This window comes from Pseudomonas sp. GB2N2, from assembly GCF_054897705.1.
The window spans coordinates 2,993,234-3,018,339 of record NZ_CM142701.1; the positions used below are offsets into that span (position 1 = coordinate 2,993,234).

General features: G+C 60.5%; 17 protein-coding genes. 6 read left to right on the top strand and 11 right to left on the bottom strand.

Annotated elements, in window-relative coordinates; translation table 11 throughout:
• The first annotated feature begins 44 nt into the window (after positions 1–44).
• Complete coding sequence (locus tag ACYZT4_RS13880) at positions 45–1,877, top strand: ABC transporter ATP-binding protein (RefSeq protein WP_461980443.1); 1,833 nt, start codon at positions 45–47, stop codon at positions 1,875–1,877.
• Positions 1,878–2,195: 318 nt separating this feature from the next.
• On the top strand, positions 2,196–2,891 hold the full coding sequence (gene aqpZ / locus ACYZT4_RS13885) for an aquaporin Z (RefSeq protein WP_461980445.1): 696 nt from the start codon (positions 2,196–2,198) through the stop codon (positions 2,889–2,891).
• 15 nt (positions 2,892–2,906) lie between these two features.
• On the opposite strand, the gene ACYZT4_RS13890 is transcribed toward aqpZ, so the two are convergent.
• Positions 2,907–4,031: a GNAT family N-acetyltransferase gene (locus ACYZT4_RS13890; protein ID WP_461980447.1), complete on the bottom strand. Its 1,125-nt coding sequence runs from the start codon at positions 4,029–4,031 to the stop codon at positions 2,907–2,909.
• A 281-nt stretch (positions 4,032–4,312) separates the two neighbouring features.
• Between ACYZT4_RS13890 and ACYZT4_RS13895 the strand changes: the two genes are divergently transcribed.
• On the top strand, positions 4,313–5,629 hold the full coding sequence (locus ACYZT4_RS13895; protein ID WP_461980449.1) for a putative porin: 1,317 nt from the start codon (positions 4,313–4,315) through the stop codon (positions 5,627–5,629).
• Between the two features lie 121 nt (positions 5,630–5,750).
• Here the strand turns inward: ACYZT4_RS13895 and ACYZT4_RS13900 are convergent, their stop codons facing one another.
• The 3 genes from ACYZT4_RS13900 to aceK form a co-directional block, all read right to left on the bottom strand.
• The gene (locus ACYZT4_RS13900; protein WP_461980451.1) at positions 5,751–6,872 is read right to left on the bottom strand and encodes a beta-ketoacyl-ACP synthase III; all 1,122 of its coding nucleotides are present in this window, start codon (positions 6,870–6,872) and stop codon (positions 5,751–5,753) included.
• Between the two features lie 320 nt (positions 6,873–7,192).
• Complete coding sequence (gene hrpA, locus ACYZT4_RS13905) at positions 7,193–11,104, bottom strand: ATP-dependent RNA helicase HrpA (RefSeq protein WP_461980453.1); 3,912 nt, start codon at positions 11,102–11,104, stop codon at positions 7,193–7,195.
• Between the two features lie 114 nt (positions 11,105–11,218).
• Positions 11,219–12,934: a bifunctional isocitrate dehydrogenase kinase/phosphatase gene (aceK, locus tag ACYZT4_RS13910; RefSeq protein ID WP_461980455.1), complete on the bottom strand. Its 1,716-nt coding sequence runs from the start codon at positions 12,932–12,934 to the stop codon at positions 11,219–11,221.
• Positions 12,935–13,427: 493 nt separating this feature from the next.
• Here aceK and ACYZT4_RS13915 point away from each other — a divergent pair, with 493 nt between their 5' ends.
• The 3 genes from ACYZT4_RS13915 (at position 13,428) to ACYZT4_RS13925 (ending at position 16,026) form a co-directional block, all read left to right on the top strand.
• Positions 13,428–14,642 carry a polymorphic toxin type 44 domain-containing protein gene (locus tag ACYZT4_RS13915; protein ID WP_461988685.1) on the top strand — a complete coding sequence of 405 codons (1,215 nt, stop codon included), beginning with the start codon at positions 13,428–13,430 and terminating at the stop codon, positions 14,640–14,642.
• Complete coding sequence (locus ACYZT4_RS13920; protein WP_461980457.1) at positions 14,620–15,045, top strand: hypothetical protein; 426 nt, start codon at positions 14,620–14,622, stop codon at positions 15,043–15,045. The genes ACYZT4_RS13915 and ACYZT4_RS13920 overlap by 23 nt, the downstream gene beginning before the upstream one ends.
• Before the next feature lie 72 nt (positions 15,046–15,117).
• Positions 15,118–16,026, top strand: coding sequence for a DMT family transporter (locus tag ACYZT4_RS13925; RefSeq protein WP_461980459.1), 909 nt, complete (start codon positions 15,118–15,120; stop codon positions 16,024–16,026).
• Positions 16,027–16,157: 131 nt separating this feature from the next.
• Here the strand turns inward: ACYZT4_RS13925 and ACYZT4_RS13930 are convergent, their stop codons facing one another.
• From ACYZT4_RS13930 to ACYZT4_RS13960, 7 genes are all read right to left on the bottom strand, one after another.
• Positions 16,158–17,738, bottom strand: a complete 1,581-nt coding sequence (locus ACYZT4_RS13930) for an aldehyde dehydrogenase (NADP(+)) (protein ID WP_461980461.1) — start codon at positions 17,736–17,738, stop codon at positions 16,158–16,160.
• 24 nt (positions 17,739–17,762) lie between these two features.
• Positions 17,763–18,758 carry an AraD1 family protein gene (araD1, locus tag ACYZT4_RS13935; RefSeq protein ID WP_461980463.1) on the bottom strand — a complete coding sequence of 332 codons (996 nt, stop codon included), beginning with the start codon at positions 18,756–18,758 and terminating at the stop codon, positions 17,763–17,765.
• Positions 18,759–18,811: 53 nt separating this feature from the next.
• On the bottom strand, positions 18,812–19,987 hold the full coding sequence (locus tag ACYZT4_RS13940) for an L-rhamnonate dehydratase (protein WP_461980465.1): 1,176 nt from the start codon (positions 19,985–19,987) through the stop codon (positions 18,812–18,814).
• Between the two features lie 33 nt (positions 19,988–20,020).
• On the bottom strand, positions 20,021–21,346 hold the full coding sequence (locus tag ACYZT4_RS13945; protein ID WP_461980467.1) for an MFS transporter: 1,326 nt from the start codon (positions 21,344–21,346) through the stop codon (positions 20,021–20,023).
• A 360-nt stretch (positions 21,347–21,706) separates the two neighbouring features.
• Positions 21,707–22,711 carry a 4-hydroxythreonine-4-phosphate dehydrogenase PdxA gene (locus tag ACYZT4_RS13950; RefSeq protein WP_461980469.1) on the bottom strand — a complete coding sequence of 335 codons (1,005 nt, stop codon included), beginning with the start codon at positions 22,709–22,711 and terminating at the stop codon, positions 21,707–21,709.
• Positions 22,708–23,664, bottom strand: coding sequence for an amidohydrolase family protein (locus tag ACYZT4_RS13955; protein WP_461980471.1), 957 nt, complete (start codon positions 23,662–23,664; stop codon positions 22,708–22,710). Before ACYZT4_RS13955 ends, ACYZT4_RS13950 begins: the two co-directional genes overlap by 4 nt.
• Positions 23,657–24,997, bottom strand: a complete 1,341-nt coding sequence (locus tag ACYZT4_RS13960; RefSeq protein WP_461980473.1) for an MFS transporter — start codon at positions 24,995–24,997, stop codon at positions 23,657–23,659. The genes ACYZT4_RS13955 and ACYZT4_RS13960 overlap by 8 nt, the downstream gene beginning before the upstream one ends.
• Positions 24,998–25,106 lie beyond the last annotated feature (109 nt).

Below are 25,106 nucleotides of genomic sequence, written 5' to 3' on the forward strand. Positions count from 1 at the left end.
GCTCATATTGTTTAAAGGAGAGCCCGTACGCGGGCGGAGAACTGATGCTTTATCGCCGTTTTGAGAAACTGATCGACGTCTTCCGTGATGCCCCGACAGCGGCTCCGCCCGACCGTGTTTTCCCCTTCTATACCTATTACCTGAAGCAGGTCTGGCCGAGTTTCGCGGCGCTGCTGACCGTCGGCCTGTTCGGCGCTCTGATCGAAGTGGCTTTGTTCAGCTACCTGAGCCGCATCATCGACCTGGCCCAGGGCACGCCCAACGTCAATTTTTTCAAGGAACACGGCATCGAACTGGCCTGGATGGCGGTCGTGGCGCTGCTCCTGCGCCCGGTTTTCGTGGGCCTGCATGACTTGCTGGTGCATCAGACCTTGAGCCCGAGCATGACCAGCATGATCCGCTGGCAAAACCACAGTTACGTGCTTAAGCAGAGCCTGAATTTCTTCCAGAACGACTTCGCCGGGCGCATCGCCCAACGCATCATGCAGACCGGCAACTCACTGCGCGATTCCGCCGTGCAAGCGGTGGACGCGCTGTGGCACGTGCTGATCTACGCGATCAGTTCGCTGGTGCTGTTCGCCGAAGCCGACTGGCGCCTGATGATTCCGCTGCTGACCTGGATCGCTGCCTACATCGGCGCCCTCTATTATTTCGTGCCCCGGGTGAAAGAACGCTCCGTGGTGTCTTCGGATGCGCGCTCCAAGCTGATGGGCCGGATCGTCGATGGCTATACCAACATCACCACCCTGAAGCTGTTCGCCCACACCAACTTCGAGCAGCAATATGCCAAGGAAGCCATCGAAGAACAGACCGTCAAAGCCCAGCTGGCCGGCCGCGTAGTCACCAGCATGGACATAGTCGTCACCACCCTGAACGGCTTGCTGATCGTCACCACCACCGGCCTGGCACTGTGGTTGTGGACACAGTCGCTGATCAGCGTCGGGGCCATTGCACTGGCCACCGGCCTGGTGATCCGCATCGTCAACATGTCCGGCTGGATCATGTGGGTGGTCACGGGCATCTTCGAAAACATCGGCATGGTTCAGGACGGCTTGCAGACTATCTCGCAACCGGTGAGTGTCACCGACCGTGAGGAAGCCAAACCGCTTGCCGTTGCCCGTGGCGAAGTGCGCTTCGAGCAGGTGGATTTCCACTACGGCAAAAAGAGCGGGATCATCGGCGACCTCAACCTGACGATCAAACCCGGCGAAAAAATCGGCCTGATTGGCCCGTCAGGCGCTGGCAAGTCGACCCTGGTCAACCTGCTGCTGCGCCTCTATGACGTGCAGGGTGGGAGCATTCTCGTCGATGGGCAGAACATTGCCGACGTCGGTCAGGAAAGCCTGCGCGCGCGGATCGGCATGATTACCCAGGACACCTCGCTGCTGCACCGTTCGATCCGCGACAATTTGCTTTACGGCAAACCCGACGCCACCGATGCCGAACTCTGGGAAGCGGTGCACAAGGCGCGTGCCGATGAGTTCATTCCGTTGTTGTCGGACGCTGAAGGCCGCACGGGTTTCGATGCCCATGTGGGTGAACGCGGGGTAAAGCTTTCCGGTGGCCAGCGTCAGCGGATTGCCATCGCACGGGTGCTGCTCAAGGATGCGCCGATCCTGATCATGGACGAAGCCACGTCGGCGCTGGATTCGGAAGTTGAAGCGGCAATTCAGGAAAGTCTCGAGACCCTGATGCAGGGTAAGACGGTGATTGCCATTGCGCACCGGCTCTCGACCATTGCGCGGATGGACCGGTTGGTGGTGCTGGAGAAAGGCAGGATTGCGGAAACCGGGACTCATGCCGAGCTGCTGGCGCAGGGCGGGTTGTATGCGCGGTTGTGGCAGCATCAGACTGGGGGGTTTGTTGGGATTGATTGATGCTCGATGGTGTGAATATCCGTTTTTTTGGGTCATGGCGGAGATTGGTTTCGCCCTTACGGCGACTCACGTTGAAAAGCCTGCGCGGCCCGACCCAAAGTAAGCAAAGGCTCTTGCCCCACCACTTGGCACCTCGCTAGGGCTCGGCGTGCCCTCACGCCGGCCGAACGCAGGCATTGCTCCGCGCCGCCCCACCCCACTGGAAATCCAGAAAAACCCTGCTGTACTCAGCCAAGGTTCTGGAACTGAGCCTGTCGTAAATCTGCAGGATGCATAACTCGATACAGTCTCGATAGGAAACCTATCAAGGACGCTCTCATGTCGCTGTTCAAACGTTCAGTCACTGAGTTGTTAGGTACGTTCTGGCTGGTGTTGGGGGGTTGCGGCAGTGCGGTTCTGGCCGCATCTTCTCCGTTGGGTATCGGCGTGCTCGGTGTGGCCATCGCGTTTGGTCTCACCGTGCTGACCATGGCCTTCGCCATCGGCCATATCTCCGGTTGCCACCTGAACCCCGCCGTCTCCGTCGGTTTGTCCGTCGGTGGTCGATTCCCGGCCAGGGAACTGCCCGCCTACATCATCGCCCAGGTCATCGGCGGGATCATCGCTGCCGCGCTGATCTACTACATTGCCAGCGGCAAGGAAGGTTTCGATCTGTCTGCCGGCCTCGCCTCCAACGGCTACGGCGAACACTCCCCCGGTAAATACTCGTTGGTCGCAGGCTTTGTCTGTGAACTGGTGATGACCGCGATGTTTGTGCTGATCATCCTAGGCGCCACCGACAAACGCGCGCCCGCCGGGCTGGCACCGATTGCGATCGGCCTGGCGCTGACGCTGATCCACCTGATCTCGATTCCGGTCACCAACACCTCGGTCAACCCGGCCCGCAGCACCGGCCCGGCATTGATTGTCGGCGGCTGGGCCATCGCGCAGTTGTGGATGTTCTGGGTCGCACCGTTGTTGGGTGCCGTGATCGGTGGCGTGACCTATCGATGGCTGGGCAAGGAAGGCAGCTGAGTCCACGAACGAGGGTCAGCCTTGTCGATAAGGCAAGGCGGTCCGCGCTTCCTCGGCATAGGCCAGCACGCCAAGACGCTCCTGTTGCAGGAAATCTTTGACCGCCGCTTTCAGGCCAGAATGGCGCAGATAGTGCCAGGAATGGGTGATCACCGGTTCAAACCCGCGGATCAGCTTGTGCTCACCCTGAGCGCCGGCATCGAAACGCTGAAAGCCGTTGGCAATCGCATAGTCCATGCCTTGATAGAAACACGTCTCGAAGTGCAGACGGTCGAACTCCGCCAGGCACCCCCAGTAACGCCCATAAAAACTGTCAGCGCCCACCAGGCTGAAGGCCATGGCCACGGGTCGCGAGCCTTGTCTGGCCAGCACCACGCGGATCGATTCCGGCATGCGTTCGGCCAATAGACTGAAAAATTCCCGCGTCAGGTAAGGCCGTTGCCGACGCACTGCGTAGGTATTGGCGTAGCAGGCGTAAACAAAATCCCACTGCGCCTCGTCCAGTTGCCGACCTTCCAGCCACTCGAACTCGAAACCCTGCCCCGCCACCTGCTCGCGCTCTTTGCGCATTTGCTTGCGTTTGCGCGAGCTGAGGACGTCGAGGAAGTCCTGGAAATCCCGGTAACCGCGATTTTGCCAGTGATACTGACAGCCAATACGCTGCAGCCAGCCGGATTGTTCGGCCAGTGCCGCGTCGGTGAACGGGTCGGTGAAGTTGATGTGCGCGCTGGAGAGCTCTTCGATCTCGAGGTAGCCGGGCAGACTCTTCAACAACTCGAAACCGTCTTCGACCTTGGCCGCCAATAAACGCGGGCCGCTGACCGGGCTGAAGGGCACAGCGGTCAACAGTTTCGGGTAATAGTCGATACCGGCGCGCTCGCACGCGTCGGCCCAGGCATGATCGAAAACGTACTCGCCGTAGGAATGCCATTTGCGGTAGCTGGGCAATGCGGCGACTAATCGACCGCCGTTCATATGCAGCAAATGTTCGGGCTGCCACCCGGAATGCGGGCCGACGCTGCCACTGTCCTCAAGCGCGCTAAGGAAAGCATGCCGCAGAAACGGCTGAGCCTCCGGCACCAAGGCATCCCAGACCTGCGGTGCCAGATCCGACAGTTTTTCCAAGCGTTGCAACGGCATCCACATCCCTCCGATTTGCGGCGTAAAGCCTTGCGAGTATCGCTTATTGCCGTGCTTTCCACACGCCGCAAACGGCCGACAGACCGTCGAATAATAAGTTCATTGGAGCTTTGTATCGTCATCGAGACGCCATCACATTGCCACTGTTTTGTCATAAACCATCGCGATACTGGCGCCAGTTTTTAGAACGTCGGGTTCTAGCCCGGCCACTGTTTTCCGCCCTTATCGGTCGGTTGTGCCCCGGATGGCTCAGTCATCCCCTCTCATCTTCGGAGATTGATATGCGTCTTGCTTCCACGAAAACTGCGGCGGCCCTGTGTGGCGGTCTGCTGCTGGCCCTGAGCGTTCCGGCCAGCGCCGCAGTCGACGCCAAACTGCTCGACATGCTGAAGGCAAACGGTTCGATTACCAACGCGCAGTACGGCGAACTGCAAGCCGAACTGGCACGGGATCAGAAAGACCAGCAAATCGCCCGTCAGGCTCAACAAGAGAGCAACGAGCAGATCGCGGCCACCGCGAAGAAAACCGAGGCGCTGAGCACCTTCGACCAGAAACTGGCGTGGGCCGCCAAGACCCAGTTCAAGGGTGACGTTCGTTTCCGCCAGGAAACGGTCAAGAACGATGGTGTGTCGAACAACCGCGACCAGGATCGTCAGCGCGTTCGTGCCCGCCTGGGTGCCTACACCGAGATCAACCCGCAAGTCGACACCGGTATCCGTATCGCTACCGGCAACAACGACGACGCGCGCTCCACCAACCAGAGCCTGGACAACTACTTCGACAAGAAGTCGATCTGGCTGGACCAGGGTTACGTTGACTACCACCCCGACTTCGCGAAGAACCTGCACATTGTTGGCGGCAAGATGCCGCAGCAATGGGTGAGCATGGGCGACATCATCTGGGATAGCGATATCAGCCCGGAAGGTCTGTCCCTCTCCTACAAATACCCGCTGGGCTCCACCGCCGAGCTGTTCGGCAGCGCCGGCCACTACACCCTCAAGGACAACGTCGACGGCGACGGCGTGCAGTTCAAGCACGACTTGCGTCTGTACGCTGGCCAGTTGGGTGCACGCTTCGCGATCACCGACAGCCTGAAACTGACCCTGGGTGGCAGCGTCTACGGCTACGACAACGACGACGACATCACCGCTGGCGGCACCAGCATTCCGTCGGTACTGGCCACCAATGGCAACACCCCGAACGAGCAATTCAAGTTGTACGAAGGCTTTGGTCAACTCGACATCGGCGGCTTGGCAGTGCCGTTGTCGTTGTACGGTCAGATCGTCAACAACAAAGACGCCAGCAACGACCAGGACATGGGTTGGCTGGCGGGTGTGAAAACCAAGTTCTACGGCTTCGGCGTCGACTACAACTACCGCGACGTACAGCGTAACGCGGTGGTCGGTGCCTTCACTGACTCTGACTTCGCCAACGGTTTCACCGGTTCGCGCGGCAGCAAGTTGAAAGTGAACTACGAGCTGGACAAAAACTTCGCAGTCGGCGCGACGTACTTCATGGCTAAGTCTGACTACACCAACGCCGCCCTGCGGGACTCGAAAATCAACACCCTGCAACTGGATGCCGAAGCCAAGTTCTGATTGCGTTACATGGCTCGGGCAAGGAAGCCTGAGCTGATTTTACAAACTCGCGTTGCCGTATCGGTCCCCATCTTCCGTCCGATACGGCAACGCGGGTTTTTTTGTGCACGCAAAAAAAAAATCAACGTTTGCGCAGAATCACGCTACCAATCGAATAACCCGCACCGAACGAGCTCAGCACCGCCAGCGAACCGGCGGCCAGGTCATCCTGGTTCTTGTGAAATGCAATCACCGAACCGGCAGAGCTGGTGTTGGCATACGTATCGAGAATCACCGGGGCTTCTTCTTCGCTCGCTTCGCGGCCCAACAACTTCTTCACGATCAAGTGGTTCATGCTGAGGTTGGCCTGGTGCAGCCAGAAGCGCTTCACGTCGCCGACGTTGAGCTGGTTCTCCGCCAGGTGCGCACCGATCAGCTCGGCAACCATCGGGCAGACTTCCTTGAACACCTTGCGGCCTTCCTGCACGAACAGTTTGTCCTTGGCACCGATGCCCTCTTCCGCCGCGCGGTTGAGGAAGCCGAAGTTGTTGCGAATGTTATTGGAGAACTTGGTCAGCAATTTGGTGCTGACCACGTCGAACTGGTAGTTGGACGTCGCCAGGTCGGCGCGTTCGATGATCACCGCGGTGGCCGCGTCGCCGAAAATGAAGTGGCTGTCACGGTCGCGGAAGTTCAGGTGACCGGTGCAGACTTCCGGGTTGACCATCAGGATCGCCCGGGCCTGGCCCAGTTGCACGCTGTTGGCAGCCGCCTGGATGCCGAAGGTCGCCGAAGAACAGGCCACGTTCATGTCAAAACCGAAACCGTGGATGCCCAATGCTTCCTGAACTTCAACCGCGATGGCCGGGTAGGCGCGTTGCAGGTTGGAGCAGGCGACGATCACGCCGTCGATGTCGGCGGCGGTTTTGCCGGCGCGCTGCAAGGCTTGCTCGGCGGCGCCGATAGCCATCTGGCAGAGAACCGACCACTCGTCGTTCGAGCGCTCCGGCAGACGTGGCGCCATGCGATGCGGGTCGAGGATGCCGTCCTTGTCCATGACAAAGCGGCTTTTGATGCCGGAGGCTTTTTCGATAAACGCGGCGCTGGATTCGGTCAAGGCTTCAACTTCGCCACGGGCGATGGCGTCAGCGTTGTCGGCGTTGAACAGCGCAACGTAAGCGTTGAAAGACTGCACCAGCTCTTCGTTGGAGATGCTGTTGGCCGGGGTGTACAGGCCGGTGCCGCTGATGACGACGTTATGCATGGTCGTTTCTCTAATCTGTTCAGGCAGAAAGCGTTGGCACCGTCGTACCAACACACAAAGGGTCCGTTCCCGTCAGAGGAAGCAAACCTGGCATCGCTTTATTCCGCTCCGCCCGAACCTTGAGAGGCTCAAAACCGCGGGGCCGGCGTTTATAGGCGCGAAGTTTGCCATAAACGTCAGGATTTGGCGCCTTTTGCAAGAGCAACACCGTACCTGCGGGAGCGGGCTTGCCCCGGGCGGCGTTCCAACGATGAGGCCGTCACATTCACCATCGATGTCGAATGATAGACCGCCATCGCGGGCAAGCCCGCTCCCAAAGGTCAAGGCTCCACTTGGCTCCACTGCTTGCTCAGGCGTTTGTCGGAGATTGGCACTTTGGTCCCCAATTGCTGGGCGAACAGCGACACCCGGTATTCCTCCAGCCACCAGCGGTACAGCTCAAGCTGCGGATCGCGCTTGCCTTCTTGCGCATGTTTGCTGGCGCGGGCCTGGTATTGGCTCCAGAGACCGGACAACTCGCCACTCCACACTCGGTCCTTCTGCACCTGGGCGCCGAGTTTCTCGAAGCGCTGCTCGATGGCTTTCAGGTAACGCGGCAGTTCCTTGAGCCACTGCATCGGCGTTTCGCGGACGAACCCCGGATACACCAGATGACTGAGCTGCTGCTTGATGTCGTTCAGCGCCACGGCCTGGGCCAGGTCGATCTTGCCCTTGAAGCGCTTTTGCAGACCGTGCCAGAGCTTGAGAATCTCCAGGGTCAACTTCGCCAGGCGCTCGGCGTGCTCGGTCCAGCCGCCACGCTTGCGTTCGGCCAGTGCGGCCAGTCCGGCACCATCACGCGGCAACGGGTGCTCGCCGTCGAGGATGCAGCTGTCGAGACTGGCCAGCAGAATGTCTTCTACCAGACTGTCGATGCGCCCCATGTCGCGGTACATCAGGCCCAGTTCGGTCAGCCCTGGCAATTTGCCGCGCAAGAACTTCGCCGGTTCCGCCAGTTGCTGCATCAGCAAGCGCTGCAAGGCGCGACGATGCTGGAACTCGGCTTCGGCCGGCGTCGAGAACCGCCCTTCCTTGACCGTCCCCGCCTCTTCCACCAACGCCGGATAGACCGTCATCGACAGCCCGGCAATCTTCTGTTGCGTCTTTTGCGCCACCGCGGCGAAGGCTTTCGCCTCGACCGGCTGCTGGCTTTTCGCGGTGTGCGGCACCGCCAACGCGGCCTGACTCGCTTCGGCGAAGCGCGCGGTCAGTTCCGTCAGATCACGTCCTTCGCCGAGGAACTTGCCCTGCCCATCGACGATTTCCAGGTTCATCCGCAAATGGCTCTCAACCTGCTGCGCCGCTTCGGCCCAGGCTTCATCGCTGACCCGCGCACCGGTCATGCGCAGCAGTTCACGACCCAACGCCTGGGGCAACGAACCCTCGGCAAAGGTCATGCGCTGCAACGCGGCTTTGACGAAGTCTGGCACCGGCACGAAATTCTTGCGCAGCGCCTTGGGCAGGTTGCGCACCAGTGCGATGCACTTGGCTTCAATGACGCCGGGCACCAGCCATTCCAGGCGTTCCGGCGGCAGCATCGGCAACAACGGCGCTGGCACGCGCAAGGTCACGCCGTCACGCGGATGATTCGGCTCGAAGTGGTAACTCAATGACAGTGCCAGATCACCGATGTGCAGGGTGTCCGGGTATTGCAGCGCCGTGACTTCGCTGGCCTCGCGGGCCAGCACGTCTTCTTCACGCATGATCAGCAACTGCGGATCTTTCTGGCTGTTGACCTTGTACCAACTGTCGAAGGTTGCAGTCTGGTGAATCTCCGCCGGCAGCCGTGCGTCGTAGAACGCGAACAGGGTTTCTTCATCGGCCAGAATGTCTCGGCGACGGGCCTTGGCTTCCAGTTCGTCGAGCTGTTCCAGCAGTTGCTGGTTGGCCGTCAGGCATTTGGCTTTCGATTGAATCTCGCCGCGCACCAGACCTTCGCGAATGAAAAACTCGCGCGACACCACCGGGTCAATCGGCCCGTAATGCACCGGCCGGCGACCGACGATGATCAAGCCGAACAAGGTGATCTGCTCGAACGCCACGACCTGGCCGCGCTTCTTCTCCCAATGGGGTTCGAAGTGGTTTTTCTTGATCAGGTGCCCGGCGAGCGGCTCGATCCAGTCGGCATCGATCTTGGCGACCATCCGCGCATAGAGCTTGGTGGTTTCCACCAGTTCGGCGGTCATCAGCCATTGCGGGCGCTTCTTGCCGAGGCCGGACGAGGGGTGAATCCAGAAACGCCGCTGACGCGCGCCCAGATAATCACCGTCCTCGGTTTTCTGGCCGATCTGGCTGAGCAACCCGGACAACACCGCTTTGTGCAGTTTCGGGTAATCCGCCGGCTCTTTATTAATAGTCAACTGCATGTCGCGGCAGATCAGGCTCAACTGGCGATGGGAATCGCGCCACTCGCGCAGCCGCAGGTAATTCAGGAAGTTCTTGCGGCACCAGTTGCGCAGCGGGCTCGCCGTCAGCGCCTGGCGCTGCTCTTCGAAACCGCGCCACAAATTGACCAGCCCGGCGAAATCCGAGTCGATGTCTTTCCACTGTGCATGGGCTTGATCCGCCGCTTGCTGACGCTCCGGCGGACGCTCGCGCGGGTCCTGGATCGACATGGCGCTGGCGACGATCAGCACTTCCTGCAAGCTGCCGAGTTTCGCCGCTTCCAGCAACATGCGGCCCATGCGCGGGTCCACCGGCAGGCGCGCGAGGTTGCGCCCGAGCGGGGTCAACTGGCTGTTGCGATCCACCGCCGAGAGTTCTTGCAGCAGGTTGAAACCGTCGCTGATGGCTTTGCCATCCGGCGGCTCGATAAACGGGAAATCGGTGATCTCGCCGAGGCGCAAGTGCAGCATCTGCAAGATCACGGCAGCGAGGTTGGTCCGCAAAATTTCCGGATCGGTAAATTCCGGACGCCCGAGGAAATCGTCTTCGCCATACAGGCGAATGCAAATGCCCGGCTCGACCCGTCCGCATCGGCCTTTACGCTGGTTGGCGCTGGCCTGGGAAATCGCTTCGATGGGCAGGCGCTGGACCTTGGCGCGGTAGCTGTAGCGGCTGATGCGCGCAGTGCCGCTGTCAATCACGTAACGAATGCCCGGCACGGTCAGCGAGGTTTCGGCGACGTTGGTCGCCAGCACGACACGGCGCCCCGGGTGCGACTGGAAAATCCGCTGTTGCTCGGCCGGCGAAAGCCGCGCGTACAACGGCAGGATTTCGGTGTGCTTGAGCTGGGCCTTGCGCAGCATGTCAGCGGCGTCGCGAATCTCGCGCTCGCCGGGCAGGAACACCAGCACGTCGCCGGGGCTCTTGCGCTCACTGCGTTCGAACGCGGCGATTTCATCGAGGGTCGCGAGGATCGCCTGATCAACGGTCAGGTCGTCCTCGACGCGGTTGCCCTCTTCGTCCTGTTCCAGTGTCAGCGGGCGATACCAGGTGTCCACCGCAAACGTGCGGCCGGAGACTTCGACGATGGGCGCATCGTCGAAATGCTTGGAGAAGCGTTCCAAGTCGATGGTCGCCGAGGTGATGATGACTTTCAGGTCCGGACGACGGGGCAGCAGGGTTTTCAGGTAGCCAAGCAGGAAATCGATGTTGAGGCTACGTTCGTGGGCCTCGTCGACGATGATCGTGTCGTAGCGCTCGAGGTAGCGGTCGTTCTGGGTTTCCGCCAGCAGAATGCCGTCGGTCATCAGTTTGATCAGGGTGTTGGAATCGCTCTGATCCTCGAACCGCACCTGATAACCCACCAGCGCGCCCAACGGCGTCGCCAGCTCCTCGGCGACCCGGCTGGCCACGCTGCGCGCCGCAATCCGGCGCGGCTGGGTATGGCCGATCAGACCATGCTGGCCGCGACCGATTTCCAGGCAGATTTTCGGCAACTGGGTGGTTTTACCCGAGCCGGTTTCGCCGGCAATGATCAGCACCTGATGCTTGAGCAGCGCGGCTTTGATTTCGTCGCGTTTGGCGGCGATCGGTAAACTGTCGTCGTAACGAATCACCGGCAGGCTGGCGCGGCGCGCCAGCACCTGATCACAGGACGCCTGCATGCGCGTCACCCACTGGGCCAGCTTGGCTTCGTCGGGTTTCTTGCGCAGCTCAAGCAACTGCCGCCGCAGCCGGTGACGGTCGGCGAGCATGGCGTGATCGAGGTTTTTCAGCAGGTTGTCGATTGAAGGCGATTCGTCAGTCATAGAAGCAGCGGCAAGCTGTAAGCCAAAAGCCGCAAGCGTAACAGAGAAGCAGCGGCAAGCGGCAAGCTCCAAGGTAAACGCGGCTTATGACTTGCAGCTTGCAGCTTTCAGCTTTCAGCTTTCAGCTGCCTTCCTCCGATACGGGAACACATCAATCACCTTGCCGGCGCGAATCGCGTCTTGCAGGCTTTTCCAGTAATCGGCGTTGTACAACTCGCCATGCAACTGGTCGAACAGCTTGCGCTGCCCCGAGTCGGCAAACAAAAACGGCGGAAACTCCTCGGGGAAGACATCCAGCGGCCCGATCGAGTACCACGGCTCCGACGCCATTTCGTCTTCCGGCGTACGCGGTTGTGGGATATGCCGGAAGTTGGCTTCCGTCAGAAAGCAGATCTCGTCGTAGTCATAAAACACCACGCGCCCGTGACGGGTGACGCCGAAGTTTTTCAGCAGCATGTCGCCGGGGAAAATATTCGCCGCCGCCAGTTGCTTGATCGCCAGCCCGTAATCTTCCAGCGCCTCGCGCACTTGCGCCTCGTTGGCGTGTTCCAGGTACAGGTTCAACGGGGTCATGCGCCGCTCGGTCCAGCAGTGGCGGATCAGCACCGTGTCACCTTCAACCGACACCGTGGACGGCGCCACCTCCAGCAGCTCTTCCAGGCACTCCGGATCGAACTTGCTCAGCGGGAAGCGGAAGTCGGCAAATTCCTGGGTATCGGCCATGCGCCCGACCCGATCGACGCTTTTCACCAACCTGTACTTCTCGATCACCGTGGCGCGGTTGACGTTTTTCGACGGTGAGAAACGGTCCTTGATGATTTTGAAAACGGTGTTGAAGCCTGGCAGGGTGAACACGCTCATGACCATGCCGCGCACGCCGGGGGCCATGATGAACTGGTCGTCGGTGTTGGCGAGGTGGTTGATCAGCGCCCGGTAGAACTCGGATTTGCCGTGCTTGTAGAAACCGATCGAGGTGTACAGCTCGGCGATGTGCTTGCCCGGCAGAATGCGCTTGAGGAAACCGATGAATTCCGCCGGCACCGGCACATCCACCATGAAATACGAACGGGTGAACGAGAAGATGATCGACACGTCGGCTTCGTCGGTGATCAGCGCATCGATCTGAATGCCGCGCCCCTCAAGGTGCAACAGCGGAATCGCCAGCGGCCATTGCTCATCGGCGGTGTAGATGCGCCCGACCAGGTACGCGCCCTTGTTGCGGTAGAGCACCGAGGAGAACAATTCGACGCTCAGCTCCGGGTCCTTGCACACCCAGTCCGGCAGGTTCTCGCGCAGTTGCGCTTCGAGGCGGTGCAGATCCCCCGGCAGGTCGGCGTAATCCTCGCTGAAACGGTAGTCGGCAAAAATGCTCGCGAGCATCCCGGACAACTGCCCCTGAGGTTTGTAGGTACGGGTTTGCGCGGCACGGGCCCGGCGCAGGCTCGGCCGGGTGGTGTGGATGAACATGCAGCCGTCGCTGATCAGGTCATGGCTGAACAGCCCGCAGAAGATCGAGTTGTACCAGGTCTCGGACAGCTCATCGTCGAAGCGCAGGTCGATCAGCGTGATGTACGCGCTCTTGACCAGCGGCCAGCAACTGACGTCCAGGGTGTCGGCATCGAACGCGACCCGCAGCCGACTCACCGTTTCACTGACTTTTTCTTCGTAGAGGTTGATCCGCGCCGCCGAGGCGACTTGCGTCTCCTGCCACTGCGCCTGCTCGAAACGCGCACGGGCGCCGTCGGTGATCTGCCGGAAATGTTCGCGGTAATCGTCAAAGCCATCGAGGATCATTCGGGCGATGTCGGCGGCTGGCCATTGCTGCGGCATGGTGAGACCTCTGCGGGAATTCGAAAGGCCTGAGCTTAGCCAGTGAAGCGGGTACAGGAGAAGGGGAATTTTCTGGCAACAAGATTTCCGGCGGCCAAACAAAACAGGAAAACGGAGCAGTGCATTTCGGAATCGCCCTACAGCCGGCAATCGAACTTGCCGCTAGCGTGCGCGCTTCGAAAAAAGTATGGACGCTTTCATGCCGTGTACGTGCGCTCAATGCCGCCCCCGCCCGACCGTAGACGAACAACTTCGCCAGCAAGCGGACATCCTGCGCTATGAACAAGCTCAGGCTCGCGATGAAGCCCGCCGCAATGCGACACCGCCACCGGTACTTGCCAAATCGGCAATCCGAGGCTGTGTTTTTGCCAAATCCTGCGGGTTGCCAGACGGTGTGATCAACCACAGCAACCCCAGTGGGTTCATTCCCGTGGAGTTGCTGACGCAATATGGCGCGTTTGCCGTGCTGGGCAGCGACTCTTCCAACGCATCGATGGCATGGATCGGTGGCTCCATCCTGACCGGACGCCTGAAGGGAACGTTGACCGCCGAGCCAGCGGACCTGGCTGTTCTCGCCGTTGTGCTGGTGTCAGAACCAACCTCAACCGACTGCGCGCTGTACACCCTCGATCAATACACCTCGCTCACGACCGCCAAGACCCGCGTCCGACTCCAGGTCGAGCGACTCGCGGACGGCTCGGTTCGCGCTTACGGCTTTTACACCGGTAAAAAAAAGGAGTGGGAAAACGTACCCGTCATCGCGGCGACCGCAGAGGGCGAGCGATTTTTCGTTGAGTTGGGGCAAGGCGTCAAATTGACCTGGACACCCGCCGCAGCGACGCCAATGCCGAAGTTGAACGACTCGCCGCCATTGCCTCCGGTGTGGGTGTACCCGCCCACGGATATGGCTGGGAACATCCTCGGCAAACCGGTGTTGCCGCCGGAGTACCAAGACATGGTGATCTGGTTTCCCAACAGCGAAATCCCACCCTTCTACCTTTCCTTTTGCATCGCACAGACCTGCCCTCATCCGGACATGATGGAAGAGTTGGCGGCTTATATTGCTGGGGAGATGAATCGCAATATCCGTGATCCCGCAGTGTTGAAAATGAAGGAACTCAACAGCTATGACACTGCAGCAGAAACAAAGAAATTTTTGGAATTGCCTTGGTACGCGACGGCTGGAGCAACGAGTCCTCAAACTACGGGTTATGCAAACGCAGCGGCAGCACTTGCCCTGTGGACGGAGCGTGTCGGTCAAGATCGCCCGTGGGACCACAAGCCGAAATTACGACTGATGTACAGCGGTGATGTTTGGCACAAACAGGGAAAATATATCTATTTCTACGACATCTGGTCGAACATTCATTATGGGTACGTCGGAATGGCGGGCGGACTTTCGGAAAGTGTGTTGCTGGATGGCGCTGGGGCTGAACAAATTGTCTCGGACGGTTTAAGAAAAACATATGAACTATTAACAGAATCCAAAGAGGCTAGGACACTCCCAGGCCCGCACCCGACAGCGAATCCCTGGACGGACCTTCGATCATGGGACGATGTCGCCGACAGGGTCTCGATCAGTATTGGTGTGAAACTCTATAAACAACACCCAAATGGCGGGGTTACAGCAAAGATGATCATGGATGAAGTGTTGGCAGTTGAACCGGATAGTTGGGGGGACGGAATTGAAGATCATATCTGTAGTTAAGGCGCTATTAGGTTACTTCTGGTGGTTATTGATTCCGTTATTTCCATTTGTCGCCTTTCTTTTCTGGCAGATAGCAGTATTGCCGAATGCAACTATTCACTTCTCCCGAAAAGGCGAGGGAGAATTCAAGTACGTCTGGAACGTCCAACACAGGATATATAGGGGACGAGTTAGCCCAGGCGGGGCTATCAGCGACCGAGGATTCCTGTTCCCGGATGAAAAATTCTTTATGGAAATTTCCTGGTGGCGCAAAGGAGTCCGCATGCGCTGCGTCAACATCACACCAAAGTGGCCCGATACGAATGTCTATCTCGATGAAAACGGCAACGTCGACACCCGTCAGGGAAGCGGCACCGATACAGACCGCTTAAAACGATGCATGGACGGTTCAACCACCTATTAAATGACGGTTTTTCGGTTGCCATCGACCAGCCTCTCGGCAACACTCTCGCCCCCATCAAGGAAGGAGTGCGCCGTGAGCCCTGTCGATATTGTTCGTTTGCTGTCGCTGGCGGCCATCTGGGGCGCGAGCTTTCTGTTCATGCGCATCATTGCCCCGGTCATCGGCTCGATTCCCACGGCGTTTTTCCGTGTGTCGATTGCCGCAGCCGGCTTGCTGGTGATTCTCGGACTGATGCGCATCAGCTGGGATTTCAAAGGCAAACTGAAAACCGTGATGCTGCTCGGGGTGATCAACTCCGGGATTCCGGCGACCCTCTATTCCGTGGCGGCTCAGGTGCTGCCGGCCGGTTATTCGGCGATTTTCAATGCCACCACGCCACTGATGGGCGTGTTGATCGGCGGCTTGTTCTTCAGTGAGCGACTCACCGCTGCCAAGCTTGGCGGGGTGTTTCTCGGTTTGTTCGGCGTTGGCGTGCTGACCCGGGCCGGCCCGGTGGCCTTCGACCTGCAACTGCTGATGGGCGCCCTCGCCTGCCTGCTCGCCACCACCTGTTACGGCTTCGCCGGTTTCCTTGCCCGCCGCTGGCTCGATCAGGCCGGCGGTCTCGACAGTCGACTGTCGGCACTGGGCAGCATGCTCGGGGCAACCTTGTTTCTGCTACCGCTGTTCGGTTACAGCGTGATCAGCCAGCCTCCGGCGAGCTGGGGCGGCTGGAATGTGTGGCTGTCGTTGCTGGGATTGGGCCTGGTGTGCACGGCGTTTGCGTACATCATTTACTTCCGTTTGCTCAGCTCGATCGGGCCATTGAAATCGATGACCACGACGTTCCTGATTCCGCCGTTCGGGGTGCTGTGGGGGGCGTTGTTGCTGGATGAGCCGTTGTCGATGGCGCACGTGTATGGCGGGGTGTTGATTGGCGCGGCGCTGTGGCTGGTGTTAAAGCCTTCGGTGATGAAGTCGGCCAAGGTGGGGGCCCGGTAGTTATGCGGTGTTGTAGCTGACGCCATCGCTGGCAAGCCAGCTCCCACAGGGTCGAGCGTTGTTCACAAAAAGTGTGCACGCCCCAATCACTGTGGGAGCTGGCTTGCCAGCGATAGCGGTGGTTCAGGCGACTACACAGCTGCCTGACTCACCTCGCCATCCACCAACCGCCGAATCCCCAACGGATTAGCGTTCTGCAATGCCTCAGGCAACAACCCATCCGGATAATTCTGGAAGCACACCGGCCGCAGGAATCGGTCGATGGCCAACGTTCCCACCGAAGTCCCCCGGGAATCCGACGTCGCCGGATACGGCCCGCCATGCACCATCGCCTCGCAGACTTCGACCCCGGTCGGATAGCCATTGAGCAAGACCCGCCCGACCTTCTCCTGCAACAATTCCGCCAGCCAGCGGTACTCCAACAGTTCCTCGGCCTCGCCGATCAGCGTCGCCGTCAGTTGCCCGCGCAAGCCCTGCAACGCGGCGGCGAGTTGCGCGCGGTCCTCGACTTCAATGACGATGGTGGTCGGTCCGAACACTTCTTCCTGAAGCAGTTCATCGCCCTTGAGCAACAGGCTGACATCGGCCTTGAACACCTGCGGTTGCGCCTGGTTGCCCTGCTGCGGCTTGCCCGCCAAGTGCGTCACCCCCGGATGCTCATGCAATTCACCCAGGCCGCGGCTGTAGCTGACCAGCGCGCCGGCATTGAGCATGGTTTGCGCCGGTTGCTGGTTCATGCTGGCGCAAAAAGTTTCGAGGAACGCGCTGAATTGCGGCGAGCGCAACCCGATCACCAGGCCCGGATTCGTGCAGAACTGACCACAGCCCAACGTCACTGAACCGGCCAGTTGCGCAGCGATTTGCTCGCCACGCACCTGGAGCGCTTTGGGCAACAGGAACACCGGGTTGATGCTCGACATCTCGGCGAACACCGGAATCGGCTGCGGCCGGGTGGCGGCCATGTGGCTCAGGGCATTGCCGCCCCTGAGCGAGCCGGTGAAACCCACCGCCTGAATCGCCGGGTGCTTGACCAGCCACTCACCGACGCCTCCGCCAAAAATCATGTTGAACACACCGGCCGGCATGCCGGTGCGCTCGGCAGCGCGGATGATCGCGTCCGCCACCCACTCGGCGGTCGCCATGTGGCCGCTGTGGGCCTTGAACACCACGGGGCAACCGGCGGCCAACGCCGAAGCGGTGTCGCCGCCCGCCGTGGAAAAGGCCAGCGGAAAGTTGCTGGCGCCAAACACCGCCACCGGGCCGATGGCGATGCGGTACTGCCGCAAATCCGGACGCGGTAGCGGCTGGCGATCCGGCAGCGCGCGATCAATCCGTGCCCCGTAGAAATCACCGCGACGCAGGGCCATCGCGAACAGGCGCATCTGGCCGCTGGTGCGGCCACGCTCACCCTGGATACGCCCGGCCGGCAGCGCCGTTTCGCGGCAGACCGTGGCGACGAAATCATCGCCCAGCGCATCGATTTCATCGGCAATGGCGTCGAGGAACGTCGCGCGTTTTTCTGCGCTCAGATTGCGGTAAATCGGGTAGACCGCCGCGGCGGCTTTCGCGGCGGCGTCCACTTCGGCTTCCGAGGCCTGGAAAAAATGGCCGGGCAGCGGCTCGCCGGTGGTGGCGTCGAGGCTTTGCAGTTGCAAGGTGCCGTTGGCGCTACGGCGACCGCCGATGTAGTTGTGTCCAAGGAGCGTGGTCATAAGGTGGTTCCTGATCGATTGTTTTCAGAGCGCACGAACCTGGCCGATACCCAAGGCTTGGGCACTTTCGCCGATGCCGTTTTCCAGGGGGGCGCCGAACTCATCGAGGCTGATCTGGAAGCGATCCCCCGGCTGGGTTTTCACGCCGTCGGCAAACGACAGCGTGGCGGTGCCGAAGTAATGCACATGGACATCGCCGGGACGCAAAAACTGCGCGTATTTGAAGTGATGGAATTCGAGGTTGGCGAGGCTGTGGCACATGTTGTCTTCGCCGCTGAGAAACTCTTTTTCCCAAAGGGTTTCGCCGTTGCGGATGATGCGGCTGGTCCCGGCCAGATGCAGCGGCAACTCACCGACGCGCAGCTCTGGACCGTAGGCGCAGAAACGCAGTTTCGAATGCGCGAGGTACAGGTAATTGCGCCGTTCCATGACATGGTCGGAGAACTCGTTGCCCAGCGCATAACCGAGCCGATACGGCTGGCCGTCGTCGCCGATTACGTAGAGGCCGGTCAGCTCCGGTTCTTCGCCAGCGTCTTCGGCAAACGGCGGCACCGGAAAGTCCGCGCCGGGGCGCACAACGATGCTGCCATCGCCCTTGTAGAACCACTCCGGTTGCGCGCCGACCTGGCCGGCCGGCGGTTTACCGCCTTCCAGGCCCCACTTGAAGATGCGCATGGTGTCGGTCATGCCGGCTTCGACTGCGCCGTCGTGCTGGTGCATCTTGTCCCGCGCCGAAGCGCTGCCCAGATGGGTCAGGCCGGTGCCGCTGATCAGGCAATGTGCCGGGTCTTCATGGTCCAGCGGAGGCAGGACGTTGCCCTGCTGCAACAGCTGGGCGTAAACCGGGCCCGGTTCGGTGCCGCATAGCGCCACTACTTCTTGCAGGCTGAGTCGGGCGCGGATCGCCGTGAGTGCCAGTTCACGGGTGCTGCGAATGCCTTTCAACACCTGGACCTGCGAACCTTCTACGATGCCGACCTGGCGCTCGCCGGCAGTGTTTTCAAATTGAATCAGGCGCATGACGGCCCTCCATAAAATCGGGGATAACGCCACCCTTCAGCGGCGCTTCAGGGTCACTCGATAATGTTGAAGTCGCTCAGGTATTCATCGGAAATTTCCAGGCCCAGGCCCGGTTTATTGTCGTCGAGCTGAATGTAACCGTTGACCGGTTGCGGCTCGCCCTTGAACACGTAGTAGAAGAGTTCGTTGCCAACCTCGACGTCGAACACCGGGAAGAACTCGGCCATCGGCGAGGCGGTGGTGGACATGGTCAGGTGGTAGTTGTGCATCTGCCCGGCGTGAGGAATCACCGGCACCGACCAGGCTTCGGCCATGGCGTTGATCTTGCGTGCGGCGGTGATGCCGCCGACGCGGTTGGTGTCGTACTGGATCACGTCGATGGCACGGCGTTCCAGCAGGTCTTTGAAGCCGTAGGAGGTGAATTCGTGCTCGCCGCCGGAGATCGGCATGATCCCCATTTTTTTCAGCTCGATGTAGCCTTCGATGTCGTCGGCAATCACCGGTTCTTCGAGCCAGCGTGGTTCGAATTCGGCGAGTTTCGGCAGCATCCGGCGCGCGTATTCGAGGGTCCAGCCCATGTAGCATTCGAGCATGATGTCGATGTCCGGGCCGGCCAGTTCGCGCAGGGCCCGCACTTGTTCGATGTTTTTGCGCATGCCCGCCGGGCCGTCTTTCGGGCCGTAGCCAAAGCGCATTTTCAGCGCGGTGAAACCCTGGTTCAAATAGCCCTGAGCTTCTTCGAGGAACAGGTCGAGGTTGTCGTTGGCGTAGAGCTTGGAAGCGTAGGTCCAGATCTTTTCCTTGGTACGGCCACCGAGCAGCTTGAACACCGGTTTGTTGACCGCTTTGCCCATGATGTCCCAGATCGCAATGTCGATCGCCGAGATCGCCGCCATGCCGATGCCTTTGCGGCCCCAAGCGTGGCTCTGACGGTACATTTTCTGCCAGATGTATTCGTTGTCGAACGGGTCTTCGCCAATCGCAATCGGTGCCAGGTAAGTGTCGATGATTTCCTTGGCCACCCGTGGCGCCAACGCACAGTTGCCGATGCCGACGAGGCCGGTATCGGTCTCGATTTCCACCACCAGCCAGCCGTGGAAACGGAACGAGCCCATGGCGTCGCCGCGCTCGAACAGGATGTCGCTGGCGTTGGTGCAGAAGTGCGCTTGCGGCGGGACGACTTTGCCTTTCCACTCGAATACGCGGGTACGGATTGCTTTGATTTTCATGAATTCAGTTCCTTGCTAACGCTTGGGTAGTGATCAGCCAACCTGAGCCGGTGTGAGCTGCGAGGGCGATTTAGGTGTGTGGGTGGTGCGAAGTCGGGACAGCAGGACGGCGCCAACGATGCCGACCAGGGCCAGGGCAAACATGCCGGCACGGGGGTCGGCGAAGCTGGTTTCCATCACGGTTTTCAGGTTCGGCGCAACGAAGCCGCCGAGGTTGCCGATGGAGTTGATCAGGGCGATCCCGCCGGCTGCGGCGGCACCGCTGAGGTAACTGGTGGGAATGGTCCAGAACAGGGGCTGCACCGAGACGAAACCGGCGGCGGCAAAGCAGAACGCGAGCACCACCGGAACCATGCTGGTGCCCAGCGCCGAGGCCGCGATGCCGAGGGCAGCCATGGTCAGCATGCACACAGCGAGGCGCCGGTGCTGACCGGTGCGGTCGGCGTAGCGTGTGACGATTCGGGTAACGATCAGGGCGCAAACCCAAGGAATCGCGGTGATCAGGCCGACGTTAAGGCCGACATGGCCATCGAGCAGACCGGCAATACGGGTCGGCAGGTAAAACACCACGCCGTACACGCTCATCTGAATGGTGAAATACGCCAGGCAGAATTGCAGCACCCGAGGGTTGCGCAGCGCTCCGAGAAAACCGTGAGGGCTGCTGTCTTTCTTCAGCGCGTCTTCTTCGCTGAGGGCAGTTTGCAACGCGTGCTTTTCTTCAGCGCTCAACCACTTCGCATCAGCCGGACGGTTGACCAGATAAAAGTACGCGGCGATGCCGACCACTGACGCCATCAAGCCTTCGACCACAAACAACCACTGCCAGTTGGTCAGGCCGAACACCCCGTGGAATTCCAGCAACCAGCCCGACAACGGACTGCCCAGCACCAGCGCCAGCGGCAAGCCAAAGTAGAACAGACCGAGCGCCTGGCCACGGCTCTGCGCCGGGAACCAGTAGGTGAGGTAAAGGATGATGCCAGGGAAGAAACCCGCTTCGGCGACTCCCAGCAGGAAGCGCAGGATGTAAAAGGTTTCGGCGTTGTGGGCAAACATCATCGCCGCCGACACAATGCCCCAGGTGACCATGATCCGGCACAGCCAGACCTTCGCGCCAAGGCGGTGCAGCATGTAGTTGCTCGGCACTTCGAAGAACGCGTAACCGATGAAGAAGATGCTCGCGCCGAAGGCAAATGCGGCGTCGCCCAATCCGGTATCCGCCTGCAAGGCCGCTTTGGCGAAGCCGACGTTGGAGCGATCGATGAAGGCGAGGATGTACATCAGGATCAGAAACGGCAGCAAACGCAGCCGGCTTTTGGAGATGGCACTGAACAGCGCCAGGGCGGAATCTGAACGGGTCATGTGAAGGTTCCTTAGCTGCCGGTATGTGCCTTGCGGAAGTGACAAGGCGGGCTTTTTGTAGTTGTTGTTTCGCATGATCGAGATGGCTCGGGTGGCCGACTCTGGTCATTCGATGGAGCGACTTTAGCCAGCGCATGGGGGGTGCGGATAATCACTTATGCGCATCCATCGATAACCTGAGGTGATAGGTACGTGCCGTAATTGAGCAGATCGAGTTATCAGCCCCCACACAAAACTGTAGGAGCCGGCTTGCCGGCGATTGCGGTCTGACAGGCACTTCATCTGTGTCTGTCGGACCGCAATCGCCGGCAAGCCGGCTCCTACAGGAGGTTGCTGCGTGTCAGTGAGTGTTGTGGTTTGTCAGTAGTTATGGGTGCCCATCCGGCAGGCGATTTCGAAGGCCTGGCGGATTGCGCCGGGGTTGGCCTTTCCCTGTCCGGCGATATCAAACGCGGTGCCGTGGGCGGGGGTGGTGATCGGAATCGGCAAGCCGCCTTGCACCGTCACCCCACGAGAGAAGCCCATCAACTTGATCGCGATCTGCCCCTGGTCGTGGTACATCGTCACCACCGCGTCGAAGGCACTCGCATCGCCCTGGACCTTGAGGAAAATCGTGTCGCCGGGGTACGGCCCTTCCGCCGCAATCCCCAATGCCTGGGCCGAACGAACTGCCGGGCCGATGATGTCGAGTTCTTCGCGACCGAACGAACCGTTGTCGCCGTTATGTGGGTTCAAGCCACAGACACCGATGCGCGGACTTTCCAGGCCATTGCGCTTGAGCGCGGTATCGATCAACTGAATCGCTTCCACCACCCGCGCCTGCGTCAACATGCCCGGCACGGCGGACAGCGCCACATGCGAGGTCACCCGCGACGTCCACAAATTGTCGAGCACGTTGAATTCGCAGAACGGCCCGTGGAAATCCAGCAGCTCGGCGAACCAGTGCAGTTCGTCGTTGTGCGCCATCCCGGCCATGTGCAGCGAGGTCTTGTTCAACGGGCCGAACAGTATCGCGTCGGTGGTGCCGGCCTCGGTCAGGCGCAAGGCTTTTTCCAGGGTATCGAGGCTGTAGCGGCCACCGATGACACTGGCTTCACTGCGCGCAAACTCACCGATGGTGTCACCGCGAAAGTCGTAGAACAGCGGCGTGTCATCGACGAACGACAGCTGATCCAGCGACTCGACGCTACGGTACGCAAACTCCACCCCGGCGATGCGCATGCCGCGCTGCATTTCCGCTTCGTCGGCAATCAGGATCACATTGGCCTGGCTGCGCACCGCAGGCTCCGCGAGCAGGCGGGCGATCAGTTCCGGGCCGATGCCCGCCGGGTCACCCAGGACCATCGCGATGGTTGTCTTGTTCATGCTTCACTCCTCAAGGGTTCGGGCCATTCACGCTCGATGGCGCAAGGCTCGCAGCGGTAAACCTGCTGCGCGTTGCTGTAGAACAGTCGTGTCTGATCCGCCCGTGGCAGGTCAGCAACGATGGATTTGAAACCGCTGTAGATGTCGTCAAACGAGCCGCACAGGCGGTCGACCGGGAAGTTGCTGGCGAACATCACGCGGTCGGTGCCGAACATGGCGATCACCTCGCGCACGATCCACGCGTTGTCCTTGGCGCGCCATGCCTGGCCTTTCTGGCCCAGCCCGGAAATCTTCACCTGCACGTTCGGCCACTCGGCCAGCCGCGCCATCGCCAGACGCCAGCCTGCAAGGCCCTCGGCACTGCGGTCATTGGGCAACCCGGCGTGGTTGAGGATCAGCGTGGTGCCGGGAAAATCCCGGGCCAGCCGCTCGGCTTCGTGCAGGTTCCACCAAGGCGTCTGCAAATCGAAATGCAACCCCAGCCCTTGCAGCGCGGCGTAACTGCGGCGCCATTGCTCGTCGCTCATCAAACTGCGCACATGGCCCACCTGCGCTGGCGAGGTCGGCCCGCCGGGTTTGTGGCGCACGCTGCGCACACACTTGAAACCCGCTTGCTCGGTGAGCACCGCGATGGCGTCCGGGTGATCGAGCCAGGCTTGGGCGACGATGGCGTTCGGTACGCCGTAGCGCGCGGCCAATCCCTCGATGAAACGGGTTTCGCCTATCGGATCTTGCGGGTCCCATTCGGTCTCGATGTACACCGTTTGCACGACGTTATGCGCACCGGCATCGGCGAAGTAATCATCGGGCAAATAGCGCTGCTTGATCGCGCTGTAATCGCCGTAGCGGAACGGGATGTTGGCCTCGGGCTCGAGCCACGGATGGTGATTGATCGTCGGGTCCCAGAAGTGATGATGGGCGTCGATGATCGGGCCGTCATACGCTTCAGTCATGCCGCACCTCGTCGAGGCTGATGAACAATGTCGCCAATACAAAGATCGCCGAGCACACCGCGAAGAACCCCAGCACCGGCGCAAAACCACCGGCCATTTGCAAGATCACGCCGACCAGAATCGGCACCGCAATGCCACCGGTGCTGCCGGCCATGTTCATCACGCCGCCGATCAGGCCGACCCGCGCCGGTGCCGCCAAGAGCGCCGGGAAGCTCCAGTAGAGGCTGCCCCACATCAGGAAAAACGCGGTCATGGCCAACAACGCCACGGCCGCAAAAGGGTTGCTCAGGGTCGGCAGCAACAGGAACGCGCCGAGGGCCACCACCCCGGAAAAGGCCAGCAGGCTCTTGACCGCCACACCGCGACTGACGCCTTTGCGGATCAGCCCGTCGCAGAGGAAACCACCGGTCAACGACCCCAGCGCGCCGCAAACGAAAATTACGAAGGTGGCGGCGCCAATGCCTTTGATGTCGAAGCCGCGAGCCTGCGCCAGGTAACTCGGGCCCCAGGTCAACAGGCCGAAATACACCATCGCCCAACTGGCGCGACCGATCAGCAAACCGCTCAAGGAACGCGGGGCAATACCCAAGCCTTTGACCGGCACCCGCGCCGCTTCGGCGGCCGGCGTCGCACGCCCGGCGTTGATTTTCTCGAGTTCTTCGGCATTCACTTGCGGGTGAGTCGCCGGGTCATCGCGCAGGTACCGCCGCGCCAGCCAGGCCAGCACCAGCGTGGCGATACCGGCGATCACAAAGGCGAGGCGCCACGAATCGAGCGAGGCGATGAGATAAGCGATGATCAGCCCACCGATGGCCACACCCAACGGGCTGCCACTGTCCATCAACACGGCGCCGCGACTGCGTTCGCTGGGCGCCAGCCACAAGGAGATCAGTTTGCCGCCGGACGGAAACAACGGCGCTTCGGCGGCACCCAATGCGACGCGAGCGAACAGCAACGACAGGCCGCCGGTGGCGAACGCCGCAATCACCTGGAACGTGCCCCACAACCCGGTCGACCAACTGATCACCCGGTGCGGACCGAAGCGATCGATCATCCAGCCGCCGGGAATCTGCAGTAGCGCATAGGCCCAGAAAAAGCTGCTGAGGATCAGCCCTTGCATGCTCGGCGACAGGGAAAATTCATGGGCGATGGTCGGCATCGCGATGGACAGCGAGACCCGATCGATCAGGTTGACCATGGTCAGCGCGAAGACGATCGCGAAGATCCGCCAGCGCACGCTGCTGGCTTTGGTGATGCCGGCCGCCGGTGTGGCCGTTGCGACAGGTTGGGCAACTGCGCCGGGCAGATGCAGGGAAGCACTGGGACGAGCCATGGTGCGTACCTCTTTATTATTTTTATGGAGATTCAGACGTCGAACACGGTTCGGCGTTTTGCCGCGTTTTTCTCGGCGTTGATGAGCACTATCGAAGGCTCACTGATAA

Bases quoted from the DNA above. Each gene is read 5' to 3' on its own strand.
- ACYZT4_RS13930 (WP_461980461.1), bottom strand. From the start codon at position 17,738: ATGACCACGCTCCTTGGACACAACTACATCGGCGGTCGCCGTAGCGCC.
- ACYZT4_RS13960 (WP_461980473.1), bottom strand. From the start codon at position 24,997: ATGGCTCGTCCCAGTGCTTCCCTGCATCTGCCCGGCGCAGTTGCCCAA.
- ACYZT4_RS13945 (WP_461980467.1), bottom strand. From the start codon at position 21,346: ATGACCCGTTCAGATTCCGCCCTGGCGCTGTTCAGTGCCATCTCCAAA.
- ACYZT4_RS13955 (WP_461980471.1), bottom strand. From the start codon at position 23,664: ATGACTGAAGCGTATGACGGCCCGATCATCGACGCCCATCATCACTTC.
- aqpZ (WP_461980445.1), top strand. From the start codon at position 2,196: ATGTCGCTGTTCAAACGTTCAGTCACTGAGTTGTTAGGTACGTTCTGG.
- ACYZT4_RS13915 (WP_461988685.1), top strand. From the start codon at position 13,428: ATGGCATGGATCGGTGGCTCCATCCTGACCGGACGCCTGAAGGGAACG.
- ACYZT4_RS13950 (WP_461980469.1), bottom strand. From the start codon at position 22,711: ATGAACAAGACAACCATCGCGATGGTCCTGGGTGACCCGGCGGGCATC.
- hrpA (WP_461980453.1), bottom strand. From the start codon at position 11,104: ATGACTGACGAATCGCCTTCAATCGACAACCTGCTGAAAAACCTCGAT.
- aceK (WP_461980455.1), bottom strand. From the start codon at position 12,934: ATGCCGCAGCAATGGCCAGCCGCCGACATCGCCCGAATGATCCTCGAT.
- ACYZT4_RS13940 (WP_461980465.1), bottom strand. From the start codon at position 19,987: ATGAAAATCAAAGCAATCCGTACCCGCGTATTCGAGTGGAAAGGCAAA.
- ACYZT4_RS13895 (WP_461980449.1), top strand. From the start codon at position 4,313: ATGCGTCTTGCTTCCACGAAAACTGCGGCGGCCCTGTGTGGCGGTCTG.
- ACYZT4_RS13880 (WP_461980443.1), top strand. From the start codon at position 45: ATGCTTTATCGCCGTTTTGAGAAACTGATCGACGTCTTCCGTGATGCC.
- araD1 (WP_461980463.1), bottom strand. From the start codon at position 18,758: ATGCGCCTGATTCAATTTGAAAACACTGCCGGCGAGCGCCAGGTCGGC.
- ACYZT4_RS13890 (WP_461980447.1), bottom strand. From the start codon at position 4,031: ATGCCGTTGCAACGCTTGGAAAAACTGTCGGATCTGGCACCGCAGGTC.
- ACYZT4_RS13900 (WP_461980451.1), bottom strand. From the start codon at position 6,872: ATGCATAACGTCGTCATCAGCGGCACCGGCCTGTACACCCCGGCCAAC.